General features: G+C 69.5%; 25 protein-coding genes and 2 tRNA genes. 17 read left to right on the top strand and 10 right to left on the bottom strand.

Annotated elements, in window-relative coordinates:
* Positions 1–28: 28 nt before the first annotated feature.
* Complete coding sequence (locus JOE64_RS06545) at positions 29–1,036, bottom strand: Fpg/Nei family DNA glycosylase (RefSeq protein ID WP_204963508.1); 1,008 nt, start codon at positions 1,034–1,036, stop codon at positions 29–31.
* Positions 1,036–1,596, bottom strand: coding sequence for a ribose-5-phosphate isomerase (locus JOE64_RS06540; protein WP_204963507.1), 561 nt, complete (start codon positions 1,594–1,596; stop codon positions 1,036–1,038). Before JOE64_RS06540 ends, JOE64_RS06545 begins: the two co-directional genes overlap by 1 nt.
* A gap of 102 nt (positions 1,597–1,698) precedes the next feature.
* On the opposite strand from JOE64_RS06540, the gene JOE64_RS06535 reads away from it, so the two are divergent.
* The 9 genes from JOE64_RS06535 (at position 1,699) to JOE64_RS06495 (ending at position 11,727) form a co-directional block, all read left to right on the top strand.
* The gene (locus JOE64_RS06535; protein ID WP_204963506.1) at positions 1,699–2,064 is read left to right on the top strand and encodes an ArsR/SmtB family transcription factor; all 366 of its coding nucleotides are present in this window, start codon (positions 1,699–1,701) and stop codon (positions 2,062–2,064) included.
* The gene (locus JOE64_RS06530) at positions 2,061–3,731 is read left to right on the top strand and encodes a SulP family inorganic anion transporter (RefSeq protein WP_271202554.1); all 1,671 of its coding nucleotides are present in this window, start codon (positions 2,061–2,063) and stop codon (positions 3,729–3,731) included. Before JOE64_RS06535 ends, JOE64_RS06530 begins: the two co-directional genes overlap by 4 nt.
* A gap of 72 nt (positions 3,732–3,803) precedes the next feature.
* Entirely contained in the window at positions 3,804–6,362 is a 2,559-nt protein-coding gene (pepN, locus tag JOE64_RS06525; RefSeq protein ID WP_204963505.1) for an aminopeptidase N, read from the top strand.
* A gap of 116 nt (positions 6,363–6,478) precedes the next feature.
* Positions 6,479–7,390, top strand: a complete 912-nt coding sequence (locus JOE64_RS06520) for an ABC transporter ATP-binding protein (RefSeq protein ID WP_204963504.1) — start codon at positions 6,479–6,481, stop codon at positions 7,388–7,390.
* Positions 7,387–8,202 (top strand): ABC-2 transporter permease, encoded by an 816-nt coding sequence (locus tag JOE64_RS06515; RefSeq protein ID WP_204963503.1) that lies wholly within the window; start codon positions 7,387–7,389, stop codon positions 8,200–8,202. Before JOE64_RS06520 ends, JOE64_RS06515 begins: the two co-directional genes overlap by 4 nt.
* Before the next feature lies 1 nt (position 8,203).
* A complete protein-coding gene (locus tag JOE64_RS14785; protein ID WP_204963502.1) occupies positions 8,204–9,460 on the top strand; it encodes a sensor histidine kinase in 1,257 nt (418 codons plus the stop codon).
* Complete coding sequence (locus JOE64_RS06505; RefSeq protein WP_204963501.1) at positions 9,457–10,161, top strand: response regulator; 705 nt, start codon at positions 9,457–9,459, stop codon at positions 10,159–10,161. The genes JOE64_RS14785 and JOE64_RS06505 overlap by 4 nt, the downstream gene beginning before the upstream one ends.
* A 10-nt stretch (positions 10,162–10,171) precedes the next feature.
* Positions 10,172–11,275: a mechanosensitive ion channel family protein gene (locus JOE64_RS06500; protein ID WP_204963500.1), complete on the top strand. Its 1,104-nt coding sequence runs from the start codon at positions 10,172–10,174 to the stop codon at positions 11,273–11,275.
* Positions 11,272–11,727 (top strand): globin, encoded by a 456-nt coding sequence (locus tag JOE64_RS06495; RefSeq protein WP_204963499.1) that lies wholly within the window; start codon positions 11,272–11,274, stop codon positions 11,725–11,727. The genes JOE64_RS06500 and JOE64_RS06495 overlap by 4 nt, the downstream gene beginning before the upstream one ends.
* Before the next feature lie 36 nt (positions 11,728–11,763).
* On the opposite strand, the gene JOE64_RS06490 is transcribed toward JOE64_RS06495, so the two are convergent.
* Positions 11,764–12,429 (bottom strand): DUF8185 domain-containing protein, encoded by a 666-nt coding sequence (locus JOE64_RS06490; protein ID WP_204963498.1) that lies wholly within the window; start codon positions 12,427–12,429, stop codon positions 11,764–11,766.
* 123 nt (positions 12,430–12,552) lie between these two features.
* Here JOE64_RS06490 and JOE64_RS06485 point away from each other — a divergent pair, with 123 nt between their 5' ends.
* Positions 12,553–13,410: an acyl-CoA thioesterase gene (locus JOE64_RS06485; RefSeq protein ID WP_204964993.1), complete on the top strand. Its 858-nt coding sequence runs from the start codon at positions 12,553–12,555 to the stop codon at positions 13,408–13,410.
* Here the strand turns inward: JOE64_RS06485 and JOE64_RS06480 are convergent.
* The 4 genes from JOE64_RS06480 to JOE64_RS06465 all read right to left on the bottom strand — a co-directional run bounded on the left by JOE64_RS06480 (position 13,397) and on the right by JOE64_RS06465 (position 16,769).
* Positions 13,397–13,876 carry an acyl-CoA thioesterase gene (locus JOE64_RS06480; protein WP_204963497.1) on the bottom strand — a complete coding sequence of 160 codons (480 nt, stop codon included), beginning with the start codon at positions 13,874–13,876 and terminating at the stop codon, positions 13,397–13,399. The genes JOE64_RS06485 and JOE64_RS06480 overlap by 14 nt on opposite strands.
* Positions 13,869–15,548, bottom strand: a complete 1,680-nt coding sequence (ettA, locus tag JOE64_RS06475; RefSeq protein ID WP_204963496.1) for an energy-dependent translational throttle protein EttA — start codon at positions 15,546–15,548, stop codon at positions 13,869–13,871. Before ettA ends, JOE64_RS06480 begins: the two co-directional genes overlap by 8 nt.
* 55 nt (positions 15,549–15,603) lie before the next feature.
* Positions 15,604–16,098: a DUF6993 domain-containing protein gene (locus JOE64_RS14505; protein WP_271202555.1), complete on the bottom strand. Its 495-nt coding sequence runs from the start codon at positions 16,096–16,098 to the stop codon at positions 15,604–15,606.
* A gap of 119 nt (positions 16,099–16,217) precedes the next feature.
* A complete protein-coding gene (locus JOE64_RS06465) occupies positions 16,218–16,769 on the bottom strand; it encodes a single-stranded DNA-binding protein (RefSeq protein WP_204963495.1) in 552 nt (183 codons plus the stop codon).
* Positions 16,770–17,014: 245 nt separating this feature from the next.
* On the opposite strand from JOE64_RS06465, the gene JOE64_RS06460 reads away from it, so the two are divergent.
* Positions 17,015–17,266, top strand: coding sequence for a DNA mismatch repair protein (locus JOE64_RS06460; RefSeq protein WP_204963494.1), 252 nt, complete (start codon positions 17,015–17,017; stop codon positions 17,264–17,266).
* Positions 17,267–17,333: 67 nt separating this feature from the next.
* Here JOE64_RS06460 and yczR read toward each other — a convergent pair whose 3' ends face one another.
* A complete protein-coding gene (gene yczR, locus JOE64_RS06455) occupies positions 17,334–18,752 on the bottom strand; it encodes a MocR-like transcription factor YczR (RefSeq protein WP_204963493.1) in 1,419 nt (472 codons plus the stop codon).
* Between the two features lie 61 nt (positions 18,753–18,813).
* Here yczR and yczE point away from each other — a divergent pair, with 61 nt between their 5' ends.
* A complete protein-coding gene (gene yczE / locus JOE64_RS06450; RefSeq protein ID WP_204963492.1) occupies positions 18,814–19,449 on the top strand; it encodes a membrane protein YczE in 636 nt (211 codons plus the stop codon).
* A gap of 5 nt (positions 19,450–19,454) precedes the next feature.
* Here the strand turns inward: yczE and JOE64_RS06445 are convergent, their stop codons facing one another.
* Positions 19,455–19,664 (bottom strand): methyltransferase, encoded by a 210-nt coding sequence (locus JOE64_RS06445; RefSeq protein WP_204963491.1) that lies wholly within the window; start codon positions 19,662–19,664, stop codon positions 19,455–19,457.
* A gap of 88 nt (positions 19,665–19,752) precedes the next feature.
* Positions 19,753–19,827 (bottom strand) — tRNA-Arg (locus JOE64_RS06440).
* A gap of 59 nt (positions 19,828–19,886) precedes the next feature.
* Between JOE64_RS06440 and orn the strand changes: the two genes are divergently transcribed.
* From orn to JOE64_RS06415, 5 genes are all read left to right on the top strand, one after another.
* Positions 19,887–20,510, top strand: coding sequence for an oligoribonuclease (gene orn / locus JOE64_RS06435; RefSeq protein ID WP_204963490.1), 624 nt, complete (start codon positions 19,887–19,889; stop codon positions 20,508–20,510).
* A 34-nt stretch (positions 20,511–20,544) separates the two neighbouring features.
* Positions 20,545–20,620, top strand: a tRNA-His gene (locus tag JOE64_RS06430).
* 25 nt (positions 20,621–20,645) lie between these two features.
* On the top strand, positions 20,646–20,996 hold the full coding sequence (locus JOE64_RS06425) for a metallopeptidase family protein (RefSeq protein ID WP_204963489.1): 351 nt from the start codon (positions 20,646–20,648) through the stop codon (positions 20,994–20,996).
* A complete protein-coding gene (gene clpS, locus JOE64_RS06420) occupies positions 20,987–21,292 on the top strand; it encodes an ATP-dependent Clp protease adapter ClpS (RefSeq protein WP_204963488.1) in 306 nt (101 codons plus the stop codon). Before JOE64_RS06425 ends, clpS begins: the two co-directional genes overlap by 10 nt.
* The gene (locus tag JOE64_RS06415) at positions 21,289–21,783 is read left to right on the top strand and encodes a DUF2017 family protein (protein ID WP_204963487.1); all 495 of its coding nucleotides are present in this window, start codon (positions 21,289–21,291) and stop codon (positions 21,781–21,783) included. The genes clpS and JOE64_RS06415 overlap by 4 nt, the downstream gene beginning before the upstream one ends.
* The last annotated feature ends 10 nt before the right edge of the window (positions 21,784–21,793 follow it).

The following is a 21,793-nucleotide window of genomic DNA, read 5'->3' as shown; positions in this document are numbered from 1 at the left end:
GGCACTCCCTTAGAACCCGGCCCGGGCGTCATTTCTGGCACGACGGGCACCAGTAGAGCTTTCGCGCACCCATCTCCTCCAGCACGACCTCCGTGCCGCACACGCGGCACGGCAGACCGGCGCGGTGGTAGACCCAGTGGCGCTCGTCGCGATGCGCCATCGCCTTCCGATACGCCTCGTCGTCGAGGTCGTCCATCGTCATCATCTGACCCGTCTCGACGCCGATGACCAGCAGCCGCGCCCAGTCCCGCCAGATCGATCGGACGACCTCCTCGGGAACGAGCTTGCCGGGCGTGTGCGGGTCCAGGAGCGCCCGATAGAGCAGTTCGGCGCGGTACACGTTGCCGATGCCGCTGACCACGCTCTGGTCCATCAGCAGTAGACCGATCGCGGTGGGCTTGCGGCGCACCACCGAGGTGAAGCGCTCCTCGCCCTCGGCGAGATCATCGACGAGAGGGTCCGGGCCGAGTTTCGCGATGGATGCCTGCACCTGATCGGGCGACTGCAGCTCGCAGGCCGTCGGCCCGCGCAAGTCCGCACAGGTCCGATCGGTCAAGAGCCGCAGACGCACCTGACCGACGACCGGTGGCGGCCAGTCCCCCGCACCGTCTTCGTCGAGTCCGCGCGTCTGCTCGCTCATGCGCACACGCCCGCGCGCGACACGCGGCGCGCCGATGGAGGAGAGCGAGTTCTCCCGCGCCGCGTCGAGCACGACATCGTCCGCGGCGAGAGTCGTGCCCCGCTGATTGGTGTGCCCCATCCGCCCGTTCGCCGAGGCGATGGTGGGATCGATGAGGATCTCGCCGGAGAAGTCCCACGCCCCGTACATGCCCAGGTGCACGCGTAGCCAGAGGTCGTCGTCGAACTCCAGGAACATCTGCTTTCCGACCGCGCGGACGCTGGTCGCCTCACGCCCGTCGAGCAGACTCGCCCCGTCGGCGAAGCGCCCCTGCGGACTCGACGCCGAGACGCGATGGCCGACGACGTTGCGATCGAACTGGCGGGCGATCCGGTGGACGGAATGACCCTCGGGCATCAGCCGGCTTCAGGGTCGAACGCCTCGGCGGACTCGCCGCCGAGGACCACGCCGGAAGCGTCCGCACCCGGGCGTGCGGCCCGCGGGTCGGGGAGCAGCGATCCATCGCGCTCGAAGTCCGCGAGCTGCGCGATGCGCCGCGCATGGCGCTCCTCGCCCGAGAACGGCGTCGCGATGAAGCGGTCGATGAATCCGATCGCCTCCTCCACCGTGTGCTGGCGCGCGCCGATGGAGATCACGTTCGCGTCGTTGTGCTCGCGGGCGAGCTCAGCGGTCGCGATGCTCCACACCAGCGCGGCGCGGATGCCCTCGACCTTGTTGGCCGCGATCTGCTCGCCGTTGCCCGAGCCGCCGAAGACGACGCCGAGCGTCTCGATACCGTCCGCCTGATCGCGGACCACGGCCTGCGCGGCTCGAATGCAGAACGACGGGTAGTCGTCGACCGGGTCGTACGCGATCGGACCGTGGTCGATGACCTCGTGCCCGGCCTCGGCCAGGTGATGCTGCAGCTGCGTGGAGAACTCGAGCCCCGCGTGATCGGTCGCGATGTGGATGCGCATGCGTCCATCCTATGAGCGCGGCACCGAGCGGCGGAGCGTTGCGAGCCCGCGCACCGCCTCCGGGCTCGGCAGTGCCGATGTCGGCGATATGATGGTTCCATCATGCCATTCACTGAGGGACAGCTTCCGCTGTACGAGGTCAAGGCGAACCTCTTCAAAGGTCTCGCGCACCCCTTCCGCATTCGCATCCTGGAACTGCTCGCCGAGGCGCCAGAGCGCTCGGTCGCCGACCTGCAGTCGCAGACCGGACTCGAGGCATCCCACCTCTCCCAGCACCTCTCCGTTCTGCGCCGGCACCGGCTGGTCGAGTCGGAGCGCCGCGCGAGCCACGTGTACTACCGACTCGCCGACCCGAAGGTGGCCGACCTGCTCGCGTCGGCACGCGTGCTGCTGGTGAGCGTGCTGCAAGCCGATGATGCGCTCCTGCGCGATGCCCACTCCCTTCCCGCGATCGGCCCGCGCCCGTGAGCGTCACCGCGACGACGCGCCTGCTCTCACGTGCACGATCGCTTCTTCCGGGCCGGGCGGACTATGCCCAGGTCGGCCGCACGTGGCGCGGCGATCTGCTCGCGGGCCTCACCGTCGGTATCGTCGCCTTGCCGCTCGCCCTCGGCTTCGGGGTCAGCTCGGGTCTCAGCGCTGAAGCCGGGCTGATCACCGCGATCGTCGCGGGTCTCGTGGCCGCCGTGTTCGGGGGCTCGCACGTGCAGGTGTCGGGGCCGACCGGCGCGATGGTCGTGGTTCTAGTCCCGATCGTCGCCGCCCACGGCGCGGGGGCGGTGGTCACCGTGACACTGATGGCCGGAGTGATCATCGTGGTCGCCGGGGCCCTGCGCATCGGCCGCGCCGTCTCGTTCATCCCGTGGCCCGTGATCGAGGGGTTCACCCTCGGGATCGCGGTGATCATCTTCGCTCAGCAGATCCCCGCACTGGTCTCCCCGCACGTCGCGGCAGCGAGCGAGCACTCGTCCAACGCGATCGTCGCCGCGATCCAGTCCTTCGCGCGCCTCGACGCGGGGTACGCCTTCTGGGCCCTGGGCGCCGTCGCCGTCGTCGCCGCGTCCATGCTCGGCGCACCGCTCCTGCACCGCGCGATCCCGGGCTCCCTCGTCGGCATCGTCGTGGTGACGATCCTCGGACTCGTCGTGGGTGCCCCGCTGGCCCGCATCGGCGCCCTGCCGTCGACCCTTCCGGCTCCACTTCTTCCCGACCTCGATCCCGCTCTGGTCGGCGCGCTCGTCGCGCCCGCGGCGACCGTCGCTGCCCTTGCGGCCATCGAGTCGCTGCTGTCCGCACGCGTCGCCTCGACACTCGCCGACACCGGCGACGTCGACCCCGATCGCGAGCTCGTGGGTCAGGGGCTCGCCTCGATCGCCTCGTCGCTGTTCGGCGGCATGCCCGCGACCGGCGCGATCGCGCGCACCGCGGTCAACGTCCGCTCGGGGGGCCGAAGCCGGCTCGCCGCGATCGTCCATGCCGTCGTACTGCTGCTGGTCGTCCTCGTCATCGCCGCTCCGATCGGCCAGATCCCCCTCGCAGCGCTCTCCGGCGTACTCATGGTCACGGCCGTGCGGATGGTGCACCCCGGGACGGTGCGCGCGGTGATGCGCTCGACCCGTGCGGATGCCCTCGCGTTCGTCGTCACCGCGGTCGTCACCGTCTCGTTCGATCTGATCGTCGCCGTCATCATCGGTGTCGTGCTCGCCGGTGTCGTCGCGCTGCGCTCGATGTCGCGCGCCTCCACCGTGCGACGCGACGAGATCCTCGGCACGCCTCAGCCGGGAGACGAGCGCATCGCGATCCTGCGCCTGGGCGGTCCGCTGTTCTTCGCCGCTGCCGACCGCGTCGCGGCAGAGATCGACGGTGTGCGCGACGTGTCGGTCGTCATCCTGCGCATGAGCCGGCTCGAACTGGTCGATGCGACCGGCGCTCGCGCGCTCGGCGACATCGTGCAGACGCTCGAACGGCGGGGGGTCACCGTCCTCATCAAGGGCGTGCAGCCGCGTCACGAGGGGCTTTTCCGGACCGTCGGCGTGCTCGGCTCGCTCCGCCACCACAACCACCTCTTCATCGATCTGCCCTCCGCGATCGCCCATGCGCGCCGCCACGTGCGGCGCGAATCGGCGAGCGCGTAGGCTGGTCAGGTTGCCGTCGGCGCCAGCAGCGTCGGTCCGCGGCATCCCACCCTCACCCTCGGGAGAATCGCAGTGCCTGGACAGAACCTCACCCGCACCGAGGCGCAGGAGCGCCGTGCCGTCGTCGACCCCTCGCCGGGGATGACCTACGACATCGCCCTCGACCTCACGACCGGTCCCGAGGTGTTCCGCTCGCGCACCGTCGTCCGCTTCGCGGCCGTCGACGGCGGGTCGACCTTCATCGACCTGATCGCGCGCGACGTGCACGAGATCACCCTCAACGGCGCGACTCTCGATCCGTCTGCGGTGTTCGCCGACTCGCGCATCGCGCTTCACGGACTCGCGGCGCAGAACGAACTCATCGTCGACGCCGACTGCCTCTACACGAACACCGGCGAAGGCCTGCACCGCTTCGTCGACCCCGTCGACGGCGAGGTCTACCTCTATTCGCAGTTCGAAGTGCCGGATTCCCGGCGCGTCTTCGCGGTGTTCGAACAGCCCGATCTGAAGGCGGAGTTCACCTTCACCATCACGGCACCCGAGGCCTGGAAGGTCGTCTCCAACTCCCCGACTCCCGAGCCGGTTCCCGCAGCGGTCGGCGCGGCGACCTGGGCTTTCGAGGCGACCCCGCGCATCTCCTCGTACATCACGGCGATCGTCGCCGGACCCTACGAGTCCACCTTCTCGGAGCTCACGAGCGCGTCGGGCCGGGTCGTCCCCCTCGGCGTGTACGGGCGCAAGAGCCTGTGGCAGCACCTCGACGCCGACTACATCTTCGACAAGACCCGTGAGGGCTTCGCCTACTACGAGGAGAAGTTCGGGGTTCCGTACCCGTTCGCGAAGTACGACCAGCTGTTCGTGCCCGAGTTCAATGCGGGTGCGATGGAGAACGCGGGAGCGGTCACGTTCACCGAGACGTACGTGTTCCGCAGCAAGGTGACGGATGCCGTCAAGGAACGCCGCGTCGTCACGATCCTGCACGAACTGGCCCACATGTGGTTCGGTGACCTCGTGACGATGAAGTGGTGGAACGATCTCTGGCTGAACGAGTCGTTCGCCGAGTGGGCGTCGACGATCGCGACGGCCGAGGCCACGGAGTGGACCGAGGCCTGGACCACCTTCAACGCGATGGAGAAGACCTGGGCATATCGCCAGGACCAGCTGCCGTCGACCCACCCGGTGGTCGCGACGATCAACGACCTCGACGACGTGCAGGTCAACTTCGACGGCATCACCTACGCCAAGGGCGGGTCGGTGCTCAAGCAGCTGGCCGCGTGGGTCGGCATCGACGCCTTCTTCGCCGGGGTCGGGCAGTACTTCCAGAAGCATGCGTTCGGCAACACCGAGCTCAGCGACCTGCTGGTGGAGCTCGAAGCCACCAGCGGGCGCGAGCTGTCGGAGTGGTCGAAGAAGTGGCTCGAGACCGCCGGGGTGAACACGCTCGCGCCGGAGCTGCGCGTCGGGGACGACGGCGTCATCTCCCGCTTCGCCATCGTGCAGACGGCGCCGGCCGACTATCCCACGATCCGTCCGCACCGCCTGGGAGTCGGCTTCTACGCCCTGGAGGGCCAGTCGCTCGTGCGCACCCATCACGTGGAGCTCGACGTCGACGGAGACCTCACCGAGGTTCCCGAGCTGATCGGCGAGCGTCAGCCCGACCTCATCCTGCTGAACGACGACGACCTCGCCTACGCGAAGATCCGTCTCGATGCCCGCTCGCTCGCGACCGCGGTCGACCACCTCGCCGGCATCAGCGACCCGCTCGCGCGATCGCTCGTGTGGGGCGCCGCGTGGGACCAGACCCGCGATGCGGAGGCGTCGGCCTCGGACTACATCGACCTGGTGCTGAGCAACATCGGCTCCGAGACCGAGTCGACCACCGTTCGCACCACGCTCGGGCAGCTCCAGCTCGCCGCAAACGCGTACGTCGCCCCTGAGAAGCGGACCGCCGCGCGCGAACGCGTCGCGGACGGCCTGTGGGAGCTGGCGACGCGTGCCGAGCAGGGCAGCGACAGCCAGCTGCAGTTCGTGACCGCGTTCGCCTCGGCCGCCGCCGCTCCGAAGCATTGGGAGCAGGTGCGGTCGCTCCGCGACGGCGAGACCGTCCTCGCGGGACTCGACATCGACGCAGATCTGTCGTGGACGCTGCTCGTCTCGCTCGCCGCGGGAGGCCTCGTGACGGCCGAGCAGATCGACAGCGCACTCGCCGCGGACAACACGTCCAAGGGCGGGGAGTTCGCCGCTCAGGCGAAGGCCGCGCTGCCGACGGTCGACGCCAAACGCGTCGCGTGGGCGTCGCTGGTCGAGAACTCCGACCTCCCGAACACCGTGGTGCGCTCGGCCGCTCTCGGCTTCGTGCACCCGGCCGGCGTGGACGTGCTCGACGCGTTCGTCGATCGCTACTTCGAGATGCTGCTCCCGGTCTGGGAGTCGCGCACGTACCAGATCGCCAACTACCTCATCACCGGCCTGTACCCGGCCCCGCTCGCCTCGACGGCGCTGCGCGATGCGACGCGACGGTGGCTGGCCGCGCACGCCGACGCCCCCGCGGCTTTGCGTCGCCTCGTGAACGAGAACCTCGCGGGCGTCGAACGTGCTCTGTCCGTTCAGGAGCGCGACGGGGAGAGCTGACCCGCGACGCCGGAGCCGAAATCGGCCGCGCATCCACCGGAGGGACGACAGGATGCGCGGCCGATCTCATCCTCAGGCAGGATGCCCCACCGGGACCGACCCCGTAGCGTCGGAGCATGATCGTCGCTGAGAACCTCACGAAGAGATATGGATCGCGTACCGCCGTGGACGATGTGTCGTTCACGGTCCGTCCCGGTCAGGTGACCGGATTCCTCGGGCCGAACGGCGCCGGGAAGTCCACCACGATGCGGATGATCGTGGGCTTGGATGCCCCGACCGCGGGCCGGGTCACGGTGGGCGGGCATCCCTACGCGAGGAGCCGCTCGCCACTGACCGAAGTCGGCGTCCTGCTGGACGCCAAGGCGGTGCACACCGGACGTTCCGCACGGGCTCATCTGCGCGCCATGGCCGCCACCCATGGCATCCCGAACACACGTGTCGACGACGTCATCGCGCTGACGGGCCTCGAATCGGTCGCCCGCAAGCGCGCCGGCAAGTTCTCACTCGGCATGGGGCAGCGACTCGGCATCGCCGCCGCCCTCCTGGGAGACCCCGGCACGCTGATCCTGGACGAGCCGGTCAACGGCCTCGATCCCGAGGGAGTGCGCTGGGTGCGCGAGCTCGTCCGCCACCTCGCCGCCGAAGGCCGCACGGTGCTGCTCTCGAGCCACCTCATGAGCGAGATGTCGCAGACCGCCGACCACGTGATCGTGCTGGGACGCGGCCGCGTGCTGGCCGATGCCTCACTCGCCGACCTCGTGCACGCCTGGACCCGCTCCGAGGTGCTGGTGCGCACGCCGCGCGCCGCCGATCTTGCCGCCGCGCTCGGTGCCGCCGACGTGACCGTCGGAGACGCCGGAGGCGGCGCCCTCGTCGTCGCGGGCCTCCCCGCCAGCCGGATCGGCGACATCGCCGCCGATCGTGGCATCCCCCTCCACGAACTGACCCCGCGCACGGGATCCCTCGAAGAGGCCTACATGGCCCTCACCGAGGGTTCCGTCGAGTACAAGAGCAAGGACATCGCATGAGCGCCGCGACCTCCCCCGCCCCGCCCCTCGCCTCCCGCACCGCCCGCGCAGCGTCGCCGTACCGTCTCAGCTTCGCGCGCGTGGTCCGCAGCGAGTGGCAGAAGCTCCTGTCGCTGCGGTCGACCTGGTGGTCCCTGGCGATCACCGTCGCGCTCTCCGTCGGGATCTCGTTGCTGATGGCGAGCGCATCCCGCGACTTCTCCGTCGGGTTCGCTCCGGTGATGACGATCGTGATGCCGATGCAGTTCACGATGCTCGTGGCCGGCATCCTCGGTGCGATCTCCATCACCGGCGAGTACTCGACCGGGATGATCCGCTCGACGTTCGCGGCCGAGCCACGCCGCGGCACGGTTCTGGTGGCCAAAGCGGTCGTGCTGACGGCGCTGATCGCTCTCACGACCGCGCTGACGTATGCCATCGCGGTCGGCGCGACCGCTCCCATCCTGGCCACGCCGATCGACTGGTCCACCCCATCCGAGTCCCTCGTCCCGCTCCTTGCCGGAGTGTTCGCGATGACGACCTTCGCTCTTCTCGGGCTCGGTTTCGGCTTCCTCATCCGCAACGGCGCCGGCGCGATCGCAGCGACGGTCGGCGTGCTGTTCGTGCTGCCCGTCGTCCTCGGCATGTTCTCGTTCGCCGGCGACAGCTGGCGGTGGCTGGTCGATGCCAGCAACTACCTGCCGATGACCGGCGCTCAGAACGCCACGACAGTCGCGGGCGAGCACATCGGGCGCGGATTCGCGACCCTCGCCGCGTGGCCCGCGGTGCTCCTGCTCGGCTCGTGGGCGGTAGTCCGCCGCCGCGACGCATGACGTGAGCCGTCCTTCCCCGGATGCGCGCAGCTCGCCCGACCCCGCGTCGGGTGAGCTGCGCCTGCCTCGTCCGCCGGGGGTCATCCGTCTGTTCTGGGCTCGCCACCCACGCCTCGCCGACACCCTGATCGCGCTTCTGAGCGCGGTGCTCACGTTCGCTCCGCCCGTGGGAACCCGCACGAACGCCGCGTGGGACGCGGTGCGGCCCGCGACGGTCATCCTCCTGGCTCTCGCTTGCGTGTGCCTGATGCTGCGCCGTCGACACCCCCTGCTGGCCTTCTCGGTCGCGGCGATCGGCGCGATCGTCGGCATGCCCGCCGGCGGGGGCATCGGCATCGTCGTCCTCGTCGTCGCGGCCTACTCCGTCGCCGTCTACCGCAGTTCGCGCACTGGCATCCTCGCCGCCGTCACGGCCGCCGTGCTGTCGGCGGCCGCCGCGCTCGTGACGGCGTCGACGGGCGCGATGTCGCTGCAGGCATCCCTCAACGCGTTCTTCTCGCTCGGCACCGCCCTTCTGGTGTCGACTCTGGTGGGGGTGAACATCGGCAACCGCAAACGGTACGTGGCCGCCATCCTCGACACCTCGCGTCAGCTGTGGGAGGAGCGCGAGCATCACGCCCGGCTCGCCGCCTCCGCGGAACGCACGCGCATCGCGCGCGAGATGCACGATGTCGTCTCGCACTCGCTGACGGTCGTCGTCGCGCTCGCGGAGGGCGCGACCGCCACGTCCGATGCGGACCGCAGCCGTGCCGCGACCGCGCGCATCGCGACGACCGCACGCGGCGCGCTCGACGAGATGCGGGCGATGCTCGGCGTGCTTCGAGACGACACCGACCCGGAGGCCCCGCTCGTGCCCCTCGACGCCGACGCGGTCGGTTCCGCGGTGGCCGCCGCGCGCAGCGCAGGGCTCCCCGTGACCCTCCGCACGACGGGCCAGCCCATCACCGAGCGCCACGCCCGTCTCGCCGTCGCGCGCGTCGTGCAGGAGGGTTTGACGAACGTGCTGCGGCACGCGCCGCAGGCGCGCACCGTCGAGGTCGCGATCGCGCGGACATCCACCGCGACCGTCGTCGAAGTCGTCAACGACGGCGTCATCGCCGCGCCGTCCGGCGGCGGCTTCGGTCTGCGGGGATTGCACGAACGGGCTGCGCGCCTCAGCGGCACCGCCCGTGCCGGGCTGCGCGCCGACGGGCGTTGGCACGTACGCCTGGAGATCCCGACCGCCGCCGCCGACATGGATCCGGAGAGCGCCGCGTGACCGAACCCATCCGTGTCCTCCTCGTCGACGACCAACCGTTGATCCGTCTGGGATTCGCGATGGTTCTCGACGCCGAACCCGACATCGCGATCGTCGGCGAAGCCGGCGACGGGCAGGATGCCCTCGCGCAGAGCGTGCGGCTGCAGCCCGATGTCGTCCTGATGGACGTTCGGATGCCGCGCGTGGACGGCATCGCCGCCACCGCCGACATCCTCGCCGCACTCCCCGACACCCGGGTCCTGGTGCTCACGACGTTCGACCTCGATGAGTACGCCTTCGCCGCCCTCGACGCCGGAGCGAGCGGATTCCTGCTGAAAGATGTGGATCGCCATGCGCTCGTCGCCGCTGTACGCGCCGTCGCCGGCGGCGACGCCGTGCTCTCTCCCCGCGTCACCCGCGAGGTGATCGCGCGTCGGACCGCGCGTGCCGCGCCGGATGCCACCGCGCGCGAGGAACTCGCCCGCATCGCGACTCTCACTCCGCGCGAGGCCGACGTCTTCCGCGCCCTGGCACGCGGCCTCGGCAACGCCGAGATCGCGGCGGAACTGTATCTCGGCGAGACGACCGTCAAGACGCATGTCGGTCGCGTCCTCGCCAAACTGGGCGCCCGCGACCGCATCCAGGCGGTCATCATCGCCCATCGGTGCGGCTGGGGCGACGACCGCCCGGCGTCCGAGGCGACGCACAGGGGCGCTCGTTAGGATCGAGGAGATGCTGTACTTCACCTCGCCCGACGGCGAAACGAACCCGTCGATCTTCGACTCCGACCTGTGGCACCGCATCTTCGACTGGCTCGGCGAAGCCGGACTCAAAGTCGCCGCGATCGCGGGCATCATCGTGGGTGCGTTCATCGCGTCGTGGGTGCTGCGACTGGTCATCCGACGCGTCGTGAACCGGATCGTCTCGGGTGCGAAGTCGAAGGCGAACGTCGACGACACCCAGGCGCTGGAGCGTTCGCCGCTGGCCGCCGTCCGCGTCGTGCAGCGCACCCGGACGCTCGGCTCGATCCTGCAGAACATCGTCAACGTCACCCTCGTGATCATCGCGACCCTGCTCATCGTCAACGCGATCGATCAGAACGCGCTCGGCTCGTTCGCGCTGCTGTCGGCGGCGATCGGCGCCGGCCTCGGTTTCGGCGCGCAGAACATCGTCAAAGACGTCCTGAACGGCATCTTCATCGTCGCCGAGGATCAGGTCGGCATCGGAGACGTCGTCGATCTCGGGCTCGCAACCGGCATCGTCGAGTACGTGAGCGTTCGCATCACTCATGTCCGCGACGTCAACGGAACTCTCTGGTACGTCCGCAACGGCGAGATCACACGCATCGGCAACATGTCGCAGGGCTGGTCACGCGTGATCATCGATCTCGCGGTTCCCACCGACGCCGACATCCCCGCCGTCGAGAAGGCGATGCTGAACGCCGCCAAGGGCATCCAGAAGGACCCGAAGTGGCGGTCGCGTGTCGTCGAGTCTCCCGAGATCTGGGGGCTCGAGTCGGTCAGCGGCGACGCGCTCGTCATCCGGATCGTGATGAAGACCCGCGCCAACGCGAAGGACGACGTCGCACGAGAGCTGCGCATGCGTCTGAAGCACGCGATGGATGACATGGGCATCACCCTGCCCGCCCTGAACTCGATCACCCTCAGCGGGCTCGAGGGCGCCCAGCGCGTCCGCGGCGCCAACCCGCCCCGGACCAAGCCGACCCGGATCGCCGTCGCCGAGGCGAAACCCGTGTGGAAGCCCAAGCGCAGCACGGGCGGGACATCCGCCGACGCGCACCCCACGTCGCCGACCAGCGAGGAGCCGACATCGTGACCGACACAGACCCGCGCAGCTTCTACGACGAGATCGGCGGCCACGAGACCTTCGTCCGCCTCGTCGACGCGTTCTACCGCGGCGTCGCCGCCGACGAGGTGCTGAAGCCGATGTATCCCGAAGAGGATCTCGGCCCGGCCGCCGTGCGGATGACGATGTTCCTGGAGCAGTACTGGGGTGGTCCGACGACCTACAGCGAGCAGCGCGGCCACCCCCGGCTTCGCATGCGGCACGCGCCCTTCCACGTGAACCCGGATGCCCGCGATCGCTGGTTGCAGCACATGCGCACCGCCGTCGGCGAGATCGGACTCACGCCCCTGCACGAAGCGACGCTGTGGGACTACCTCGAGCGCGCGGCACACGCGATGGTCAACACGTTCGAACCGAGCGGCATCGGCCCGACCCGGGGCGCGCAGTCGCCGTCCCTGCCCGTGCATCCCCGCACCGACTGAGCCCTCCGCGCCGCACGCTCGGCGTCACACCCGTGTTCAGGCGCCCGTCGGGCGGACGGCCGTCAGACCGGAGCGAACGGTTCCGCGAGTGAGGACGTGTCCGCGGACGAAGCTGATGCGCGCCCAGGGGCCGTTCCGTCGGACCACGGCCGCCTCCTCGCCGGCGATGAAGCCGAGAGCGAAGGCCGCGAAAGCCACTCCGAGCGGCAGACCTTGCAGGGCGTCGTCGGGTGCGCCCCACACGGCCGCTCGAACGGTGTGCACGGCGTCGTCACCGGCATCCGTGGGTACGCCCTCGGCGACGGTGGCGATCCCCCACTGGGCGCGTTCGGCGAGCGTCGCGGCGGGGATCGTCCCCTCATCGCTCCAGCCCGCGCGGGGAGGCGACACCCCCGCCCACGTCGCGGTGACGGCGGAATCAGGCAGCCGGAGCGAGGAGGAGTCGACGTCTGCCGCGAGAGCGGCGGCGTCGACGGTCAGGTCGCAGACGAGTTCCGGATCGACGGACACGGCCCGCATGCCGAGCACGGTCGGGGTGGGTTCGAGCAGGGTGCGCGGAGCGAGCGGGGCGGCGGTCAGCAGAAGCACCCCGTCCCGCGCCACCAGCCGAACGGCACCGTCCCCGAGACGGGATGCCCGCTGGGCGAAGGTGAGCGCGTCGGCGGCGGTGGGTCCGTCGGGAAAGAGCAGGCGTTGCGACATCCGCCCTAAACTACCAAGCGTTCGCATCGTCCGAGATGCGGCGGACGGGGAGGCAGTGTGAGCGAGGCCGGCAGATCAGTCGATGAGGCCGCACCGCCCGCGATCACCGACCCCGTGGGCACGATGCTTGACGTGCTGGACCTCGATTCCAGCACGGCGCGCACGACCGAAGACATCTTCACCGGATCGTCGCACCCGATGCCGAGCGGCCGGATCTTCGGTGGCCAGGTGCTCGCGCAGGCGATCATCGCCGCCGACCGCACGACCGACGACGATCGTGTGCCGCACTCGATGCACGGCTATTTTCTGCGCCCGGGCGACGCGACGCGGGGCGTCACCCTGTCGGTCGACCGCATCCACGACGGCAGGTCGTTCTCGACGCGGCGCACGCAGGCGTTCCAGCAGGGCGTGCCGATCTTCTCGATGATCGCCTCGTTCCAACGCGAGGATGCGGGCCTCGAGCACGCGGCACCTTTCCCCGAGGGCGTCCTGTCGCCGGAGGATGCCGCCGCACGCGCCGCCGATGTGCAGCTGCACCCGCTCTCGCGCCGACTTCTCGACGAAAGCCCGATCGAGGTCGTGCACGCCGAGAGCGCGGTCTACGATCGGGTGGCCGGACCGCACGTGCCGCGCCAGCACGTGTGGATGCGCACGCGCCGCCCGATCGGCGATGACCCGGCACTGCACCGGGCCGCTCTGGCGTACATGAGCGATCTGACCATCCAGGAGTCGGTCCTGCGGGCGCACGGCGTGCCGTGGGCGCTGCCCGGGCTCAAGGTGGCGAGCCTCGATCACGCCATGTGGTGGCATCGCCCGGGGCGCGTCGACGACTGGCTGCTGTACGCACAGGAGTCGCCGAGCGCGCGCGGCGGCCGAGGGCTGGCGACCGGTCGGATCTTCACCCGCGGCGGCGTGCTCGTGGCGACCACCGCGCAGGAGATCACCGTGCGCGTGCCGGAGTCCGCGATCAGCGGCGACTGAATGCGACCGGCTCGCCCAGGTACGGCGCCCACGCGGTGCGCATGCGCTCGGTGAGCCGCGTCGGGCGGAAGCTCTGCGCGTCCACGAGGACGACGGCCGAGGATGCTCGTGCGTACAGCGTCTGCTCGTCGTCGCTGCGGGGGCTGTAGACCTCGTAGCAGACCTCGACGCTCGATCCGCCGATCTTGCCGAACCACATCTGCACGTCGAGCGGCTCGCGCCGGTACGGAACCGGCGCGAGATACTCGATCTCCTGCCGCGCGATGAGGGTGAGCGCCGCGGCATCCGCCCCGGCCTCGATCACCGCGGTGTCGGGTGCCTCTTCGCCGACGATCGGCTCCCAGAAGACGCGCACCCGCGCCTCTTCCAGGAGCTTCAGCATCGTCGCGTTGTTGACGTGGTTGAACGCATCGAGGTCGCCCCACCGCAGGTGGATGGGGACGTGCAGTCGGGCTCTGTCAGTCACGCGTCAGCTTGCGGTGCGTGGATCGGTGCGGGTTGGCCGCGTCCGGTCCGAGGCGCTCGATCTTGTTCGCCTCGTACGCCTCGAAGTTGCCCTCGAACCAGTACCAGCGGTCGGGGTTCTCGTCCGTGCCCTCGTATGCCAGGATGTGCGTCGCGATGCGGTCGAGGAACCACCGGTCGTGGGTGATGACCACGGCGCATCCCGGGAACTCGAGCAGCGCATTCTCGAGAGAGCTCAGCGTCTCGACGTCCAGGTCGTTGGTCGGCTCGTCGAGGAGCAGCAGGTTGCCGCCCTCCTTGAGGGTGAGGGCGAGGTTCAGGCGGTTGCGCTCGCCACCCGAGAGGACACCGGCCTTCTTCTGCTGGTCGGGGCCCTTGAAGCCGAACTTCGAGACATAGGCGCGCGAGGGGATCTCGATCTTGCCGACCGTGATGATGTCGAGGCCGTCCGAGACGACCTCCCACAGCGTCTTGTTCGGGTCGATGTTCGCGCGGCTCTGGTCGACGTAGCTGATCTTGACGGTCTCGCCCACCTTGAGGTCACCGCCATCGAGCGGCTCGAGGCCGACGATCGTCTTGAAGAGGGTGGTCTTGCCGACGCCGTTGGGGCCGATGACGCCGACGATGCCGTTCGGCGGCAGGCTGAAGCTGAGGCCGTCGATGAGCGACCGGTCGCCGAAACCCTTCTGCAGCTTCTTCGCCTCGATGACCACGCTGCCCAGGCGCGGGCCGGCCGGGATCTGGATCTCTTCGAAGTCGAGCTTGCGCGTGCGCTCGGCCTCGGCAGCCATCTCCTCGTATCGCGCAAGGCGGGCCTTGGACTTCGTCTGACGACCCTTCGCACTCGAGCGGACCCAGTCGAGCTCGTCCTTCAGGCGCTTGGCGAGCTTCGCGTCCTTCTTGCCCTGGATGTCGAGGCGTTCGGCCTTCTTCTCGAGGTAGGTGGAGTAGTTGCCCTCGTAGCCGATCAGCCGACCGCGGTCGACCTCGGCGATCCACTCGGCGACGTTATCGAGGAAGTACCGGTCGTGGGTGATGGCGATGACCGCGCCCTTGTACGACTGCAGGTGCTGCTCGAGCCACAGCACGCTCTCGGCGTCGAGGTGGTTGGTGGGCTCGTCGAGCAGCAGCAGGTCGGGCTTCTGCAACAGCAGCTTCGCAAGAGCGACGCGGCGGCGCTCACCACCGGAGAGCTTGGTGACCGGCTCGTCGCCGGGAGGCGTGCGCAGGGCATCCATCGCCTGTTCCAGCTGCGAGTCGAGGTCCCAGCCGTCCGCGGCGTCGATCTCCTCCTGCAGTACGCCCATCTCAGCCAGCAGGGCGTCGAAGTCGGCGTCCGGATCGGCCATCAGGGCGGAGATCTCGTTGAAGCGGTCGAGCTTCGCCTTGATCGCGACGCCCTCCTGGATGTTCTCCAGCACCGTCTTGCTCTCGTCGAGCTCCGGTTCCTGCATGAGGATGCCGACGGTGAATCCGGGGGTCAGCTTGGCCTCTCCGTTGGAGGGCGCGTCGAGCCCGGCCATGATCTTCAGGATCGTGGACTTACCGGCGCCGTTCGGACCGACCATGCCGATCTTCGCGCCCGGCAGGAAGGACATCGTGACGTCGTCGAGGATCAGCTTCTCGCCCACCGCTTTGCGGGCACGGACCATGGAGTAGATGTATTCGGCCATAACGCGCCAAGTCTACGGTGCGGCCGGACCTCGGATCACCGCGACCGCGTACACCTCACCAGTCGATGGGGCGGGTCTGCCCGACCAGGCACGTGTCGCCCGGAACGAGCGGAAGAACGAGCGCGGTAGGCGCCGGCGTCGACGGCCCCACCTGACCGACCAGACACTCCCCCGCCCACTTCACCGAGAACTGGATCGAGTCGGCGGGGTTCCCCACCGTCGTCTGGTCATTCGTCAGCTCCATGGCGGTCTTCGGGAACCCTGCCGCGACGAGCGCGTCGATGTAGGCGCGGCCCTGCACGCGCGCGTCGGTAGCGGCGACGGCGTTCATCACCTCGCGGAACAGCGGCAGATTGTCCGCCGCGGACCCCTCCGGCACGAGCACCGGCGCGGTGGCGGTCGGAGTCGGAGTCGCCGTCGGGGTGGCCGATGTCGACGGAGCCGGCAGGGGCGTCGGCGTCGGTGCGCATCCGGCCACGCCGAGCGCGGCGACCAGTCCGATCGTGCACGCGACGGCGAATCGGGACGGGTGGAGAGCGAGAAGGCGCACCCGTCGAGTCTAGGCGGTGCGATGAGCGCCGCCCGGCGGGAGAGCCGCCCTGCGCACCGAGCGGCGCGCTCGCCGCGGAGCCCTCGCCGTCGGGGCGGCGTCTCGACACCCCCTCCCGCTCAGAACGGCGTGCTCGTCTGCTCCGACGGCGCTCCCCAGCCGGAGACCGTGACGAGTTCGCCGTGCGTCTCGGGCGCGACGGCGTCGGCCTCGGAGCCGGACGACAGGATCTCTCCTGTGGAGCCGTCGACCGGGCCCTCGACCGAGCCGTCGGGCGCCCAGTCCTCGGTCCCCCGTGGGCGTCCGTCGTCGGCGGTGGCCCGGGCGTCCTTGACGAACGACGCGACTCCGAACATCAGATCGGGACCGAGACTCGTCGCCTCGAGATCGACGCTCGTTCCACTCCGTCCGTTCGCCTCCCAGCGGCGGACGCGGAGCTTGCCGGCGACGATCACGCGCTGGCCCTTCCCGAGCGACGCGAACGCGTGTTCGGCGAGGGAGCGGAACACCGACACGTTGTAGAAGTTGGTGTGACCGTCGCTCCATGAGCCGTTCTCCCAGCGACGCTCGGTGCTGGCGACGCCGAAGGTCACCATCGACACGTTGCCGGCGATGTCGTGCCTGGTCGGCGATGAGGTGATGTTGCCGGTGACGGCGATGAGATCTGACATGACGCACCTTTCCTCGTGCTTCGCGGTCGCAGTGTTTCTGCGATGCCGCTCCGGCACCCGCGTGCCCACGTCGGGCGCCGGAGCAGGATCAGCTTGTCGGCCGGGTCTGCTGCCATGTGGGGCGAGGGCGCCGAATGTGGAGGGATGACGCATCCGCTGCCCTGGGGAGGGCCGGATCGGCCGCCGAGACGGACGGGGACGAGCACTGTCGGACATCGAAGCTATGTTCGAATCAGGAGGAAGACATGACCACCACGACGACCACGGATGACACGACACCGCACGTTCGCGGAGTCACTTTTCGCTCCGTCTCGGCGACGAGATGGCGAGTGCTCGACCGCGCCGGTCGGGTGCTGGGCCATCTGCGCACGGAATGCCAGCCGGAGGGAGTGCGATTCCACGCCGAGCGATTCGACCTGGCCGCCGCGCGACTGCGTGCTCTCGGCTCGTTCTGGACCGCGCGCGAAGCGGTCGACTGCCTGCGCTATCTCCGATGACGAGCGCGCGTGTCTGCGCGATGCGAGACCGGTTGCGGGCATCGCCCACCCCCGGAGGAGCACTCGCTCAGACGAGACCCTCGACGAGATCGTCGTGATCGACGGGAGCCGACGCACGCACGTGCGGCCACCGCTCGGCAAGCACATCGACGGCGCGACGCAGGTCGCTGACCGGCGCCGTGAACGGGATGCGCAGATGACGATCATGCGTGCCGTCCACAGCGAAGCGAGAGCCGGCGGAGAGATAGACGCCGTCTGCGCGCGCGGCGAGGACGAGGCCCGAGCTCAGCGGCGCGTCGAGCTCCACCCAGAGCGACACGCCACCCGCGACCTGCGGGACGCGCCACGCGGGCAACCGCTCGGCCAGGGCGCCGACGAGGGCGTCGCGACCCTCGCCCAGAAGATCGGCGCGCTGTCGGAGCACCTCGGGCATCCGCTCCAGCGCCCGCACGGCCACGGCCTGTTCGAACTCGGGCGTACCCAGATCTCGTGGCGGTCGGGAGGCGATGAGACGTGCCACGAGATCTCCGTCGGCCCGGATCCACCCGATCCGCAGTCCGCCCCAGACGGACTTGCCGAGCGATCCGACGCGCACGACGTCGTGTCGGGTGAAGGCCGGGGCCGTTGCCGCGCCGCCATCGATGACGAGGTCTGCCGTGGTCTCGTCGACGACGATGACGGTGCCGGCCCGTCGCGCGGCTCGAGCCAACGCCTCCTCCTCGTCGAAGCTCATCGAGCGTCCGGTGGGGTTCTGGAAACGAGGCATGAGGTAGGCCACGACCGGAGCGGCACGAGAGAACGCCTGGGTCGCCCGATCCATGTCCCATCCGTGGGCGGCGCTCACCGGCACGCCGACGAGTCGGGCGCCGGCCCCGCGCAGCGCCTCGGCCGCATGGGGATACGTCGGTGTCTCGATCAGCGCGCGGTCTCCCCGGCGCATGAGGGCGTGCGCCAACAGGTGGATCGCGGACTGGGCGCCCGTCGTCACCATGACCTCGTCGGGCGTGGTCGGAACGCCGGCACGTCGATAGCGATCCGCGATCGCGGATCGCAGGGCCAGCGAGCCGCGGATGTCGTACCCGGCCCGGGCGACGAGCGACGCAGCGTCGGCGCCGACCTCGCTCATCAGGCCTGCGAGCCCCGGCCAGGCCGCGGGGCTCGCCTGCTGCAGATCGATGTCACCCTCCCCCGCCACCACGCGCCCCGGCTCACGACCGCGCTGCGGCACCGTGACGCTGCCCGATCCGCGCCTGCTCGCGATGTGACCACTGCCACGCAGGCTGCGGTACGCGGCAGCGACCGTGGTGCGGCTCACCCGGACCGCGGTGGCGAGCTCCCGCTCCGCCGGCAACGCCGTACGAGCGGCGATGCGGTTGTCGAGACAGAGCAGACGGATGCCGTCCGCCAGCGCCTCGTACGCGGGCTCGCGCGTGCGCCACCCGCCCAGCGCCGCAGCGAGGGCCCGAGCGGTGATCCGGGAGTCCATGAAGCCACGATAGTCGAAGTGGACTGGAGCCTCAGTGCCAATTCTGCGGTGAGATGTCCGTATGCCCGCCAGAATCACCCAGTTGCTCATCGGCCTCGTCCTGTACGGCACCGCCTGCGCCGTCATGGTCCGCGCCGGCATCGGCGTCGACCCGTGGACCGTCTTCGCTCAGGGCGTGGCCGCACACACCGGAATCGGGATCGGGTGGATCACGAACATCGTCGGCTTCCTCGTGCTGCTGCTGTGGCTTCCGCTACGGCAACGCCCGGGTATCGGCACCGTGGCCAACATCCTCCTCGTGGGCACCAGCATGCAGGCATCGCTCGCCGTGATACCGATCGTCGAGGGCTTTCCGCTCGGCATCGCGGTGTTCGTCGCCGGGATGCTGCTGCTCGCCCTCGCCTCGGGCCTGTACATCGGGGCCGACTTCGGCGCCGGACCTCGAGATGGGCTCATGACCGGACTTCACGCACGCTTCGGGTGGCCGATCTGGATCGCACGGCTCGTCGTCGAGGCATCCGTCCTGTTCGTCGGATGGCTACTCGGCGGCTCGGTCGGACTCGGCACCGTGCTGTTCGCCGCAGGGATCGGGCCGCTGGTGCACCGCGCACTTCCGCTCTTCGACCGGCGTCGTCGCGCGCTCCGAGAGCGCACCGCGTCACCCGCGCCCGTTGCCGCCGGGAGACCGCCGGCGTGAGGTCGTCAGTGCTCGCGGAAGGTCGGCCACTCCGACCCCGGGGTCAGATGCCCGTGCAAGGCGTTCTTGGCGATGTCCATGCTCGGGTAGGTGCCGATGCTGGCGTCGGCTCCGGCGACGGTGGCAGTGTAGCCCTCGTCGCCGCGACGTATCGTGCCGACGACCCGGCCCTCGGATCCGTAGGCAACCCACACAGCGGACGGAACGGTGCTCATGGTGACTCCTTCGTCTGCCTCGACCGTACGCCGCGCATCGACCGAACGCCACCCACCGGAAAGAGGATGCGCTCGAGAACGATTGCTGTGGTGCCCCCGGCAGGATTCGAACCTGCGACCAACGGATTAGAAGGCCGTTGCTCTTCCGCTGAGCTACGGAGGCGCCCATCCAGCGTAGCGCCGCACGGGCCGGCGTCCGCACTGCTCGGTAGGATGGCGTCCATGGTGAACGCCGCGGAGAATGACCGTCTCGTCTGGATCGACTGCGAGATGACGGGCCTTGATCTCGAGGTCGACGAGCTCGTCGAGATCGCGATCGTGGTCACCGATTTCGAGCTCACACCGGTGCACGAGGGCTTCCAGATCGTGATCAAGCCCGACGATTCCGCGCTGGAGCACATGGGCGAGTTCGTCACGAAGATGCACGAGACCTCCGGGTTGCTCGAAGAGATCCCCCACGGCGTCAGCCTCGCCGACGCCGAGTTCCAGGCTCTGGAGTACATCCAACGATTCGTGGCGGAAGGCAAGGCCCCCCTGGCGGGCAACACGATCGGCACGGATCGCATGTTCCTCGCGAAGTACATGCCGCGGATCGACCGGTGGCTGCACTATCGGAACGTCGACGTGTCCAGCGTGAAGGAGCTGTCACGCCGCTGGTATCCGCGGGCCTACTTCAACGCGCCGACGAAGGACGGCGGGCATCGCGCTCTGGCCGACATCCGCGAGTCGATCCGCGAACTGGCCTACTACCGCCAGGCCGTTTTCGTGCCTGCGCCCGGCCCCACGAGCGACGAGGCACGTGACGCGGCGGCAGCGGCTGTGTCAACATATGCCTCGGACGTGTAATAGACTCGTCTGGTTGCCCGGCGACGGGCACATGGTGGCTATAGCTCAGTTGGTAGAGCACCGCGTTGTGGTCGCGGGGGTCGCGGGTTCAAGCCCCGTTAGCCACCCCACTTTCTCCTCCTCCGGAGGCACTGCATGATCGAGATGGATGCCGACGCGTTCGACGATCTCGTCGCCGACGAACTCGATGCCCTCCCGGCAGACATGCTGAACGGGCTCGACAACGTGGTGTTCGTCGTCGAGGACCGCCCTGAGGACGGCTCGCTCGACCTCCTCGGCCTTTACGACGGCCTCGCCCTCACGGAGCGCGACCGCTACGGCATCGGCGACCTGCCGGATCGGATCATCGTGTATCGCGATCCGCACCTCGACGTCTGCGACGACCTCGACGAACTGCGCGACGAGGTGCACACCACGCTCGTCCACGAGATCGCCCACTTCTACGGCATCGACGATGCGCGTCTGCACGATCTCGGATGGGCGTGACCGCGGTGTCCGCCGTTCTGCCCCTCGAGGACGTCGACCTGGCATCCGCCTCACAGAGTTCCCGCCCCTGGCAGGCGGTCGTCTGGAACGACCCGGTGAACCTGATGAGCTATGTCGTGCACGTGTTCCGCGAGCACTTCGGCTATTCGCGGGAGCACGCGGAGCGCTTGATGCTCGCCGTTCACCACGTCGGGCACGCCGTGGTGGCCGAAGGCGCGCGCGAACCGATGGAGATGCACGTGCAGGCCATGCACGATTACGGGCTCTGGGCCACCGTGCGGGAAGGCGGATCATGACACGTGTGCTGCTGGAGATGTCGCTGCTGGAAGCTGCGCACCTCTCCGACCTGGTGACGCAGTTCGGCGAGCTCATCGGCGAGACCGTCGATGACGTGGCGCTCGACGATCCCGCGATCGTGCGTCTCGTCCCGGACGCCTACCGGGACGATCCCGCCGCGGCCGACGAGTTCCGCAGGCTCACGCAGGCGGATCTGCTCGACCGGCGACGCGATGACGCGGCCGTCGTCCTCTCGACTCTGCAACGCGACGGTCGCACTCTCAGACCGGAAGAGGTCGCCCCGGAGGACGCGACGGCGCCCGTCGTCGTCGAGCTGCACGACGCATCCGTCGCCGCGTGGCTGCGCACCCTCACCGCTTTGCGCCTGGTCATGGCGGCACGACTCGGCGTCACGGACGATGAGCAGGGCGAGTCCGATGACCCGCGCTTCGGGATCTACAACTGGCTCGGCTTCCGCCTCGAAGGGCTGCTGCAGGCCCTCGAAGACTGAGCCGCAACAG

The sequence above is a fragment of the Microbacterium dextranolyticum genome (genome assembly GCF_016907295.1).
In the GTDB taxonomy this organism is placed as follows: Bacteria; Actinomycetota; Actinomycetes; order Actinomycetales; family Microbacteriaceae; genus Microbacterium; species Microbacterium dextranolyticum.
This window is presented reverse-complemented; position numbering and strand designations above follow the sequence as displayed.

Bases quoted from the DNA above. Each gene is read 5' to 3' on its own strand.
- JOE64_RS06545 (WP_204963508.1), bottom strand. From the start codon at position 1,036: ATGCCCGAGGGTCATTCCGTCCACCGGATCGCCCGCCAGTTCGATCGC.
- JOE64_RS06540 (WP_204963507.1), bottom strand. From the start codon at position 1,596: ATGCGCATCCACATCGCGACCGATCACGCGGGGCTCGAGTTCTCCACG.
- JOE64_RS06535 (WP_204963506.1), top strand. From the start codon at position 1,699: ATGCCATTCACTGAGGGACAGCTTCCGCTGTACGAGGTCAAGGCGAAC.
- JOE64_RS06520 (WP_204963504.1), top strand. From the start codon at position 6,479: ATGATCGTCGCTGAGAACCTCACGAAGAGATATGGATCGCGTACCGCC.
- JOE64_RS06515 (WP_204963503.1), top strand. From the start codon at position 7,387: ATGAGCGCCGCGACCTCCCCCGCCCCGCCCCTCGCCTCCCGCACCGCC.
- JOE64_RS06500 (WP_204963500.1), top strand. From the start codon at position 10,172: ATGCTGTACTTCACCTCGCCCGACGGCGAAACGAACCCGTCGATCTTC.
- JOE64_RS06490 (WP_204963498.1), bottom strand. From the start codon at position 12,429: ATGTCGCAACGCCTGCTCTTTCCCGACGGACCCACCGCCGCCGACGCG.
- JOE64_RS06485 (WP_204964993.1), top strand. From the start codon at position 12,553: ATGCTTGACGTGCTGGACCTCGATTCCAGCACGGCGCGCACGACCGAA.
- ettA (WP_204963496.1), bottom strand. From the start codon at position 15,548: ATGGCCGAATACATCTACTCCATGGTCCGTGCCCGCAAAGCGGTGGGC.
- JOE64_RS06465 (WP_204963495.1), bottom strand. From the start codon at position 16,769: ATGTCAGATCTCATCGCCGTCACCGGCAACATCACCTCATCGCCGACC.
- JOE64_RS06460 (WP_204963494.1), top strand. From the start codon at position 17,015: ATGACCACCACGACGACCACGGATGACACGACACCGCACGTTCGCGGA.
- yczR (WP_204963493.1), bottom strand. From the start codon at position 18,752: ATGGACTCCCGGATCACCGCTCGGGCCCTCGCTGCGGCGCTGGGCGGG.
- yczE (WP_204963492.1), top strand. From the start codon at position 18,814: ATGCCCGCCAGAATCACCCAGTTGCTCATCGGCCTCGTCCTGTACGGC.
- JOE64_RS06445 (WP_204963491.1), bottom strand. From the start codon at position 19,664: ATGAGCACCGTTCCGTCCGCTGTGTGGGTTGCCTACGGATCCGAGGGC.
- orn (WP_204963490.1), top strand. From the start codon at position 19,887: ATGGTGAACGCCGCGGAGAATGACCGTCTCGTCTGGATCGACTGCGAG.
- JOE64_RS06425 (WP_204963489.1), top strand. From the start codon at position 20,646: ATGATCGAGATGGATGCCGACGCGTTCGACGATCTCGTCGCCGACGAA.
- clpS (WP_204963488.1), top strand. From the start codon at position 20,987: ATGGGCGTGACCGCGGTGTCCGCCGTTCTGCCCCTCGAGGACGTCGAC.
- JOE64_RS06415 (WP_204963487.1), top strand. From the start codon at position 21,289: ATGACACGTGTGCTGCTGGAGATGTCGCTGCTGGAAGCTGCGCACCTC.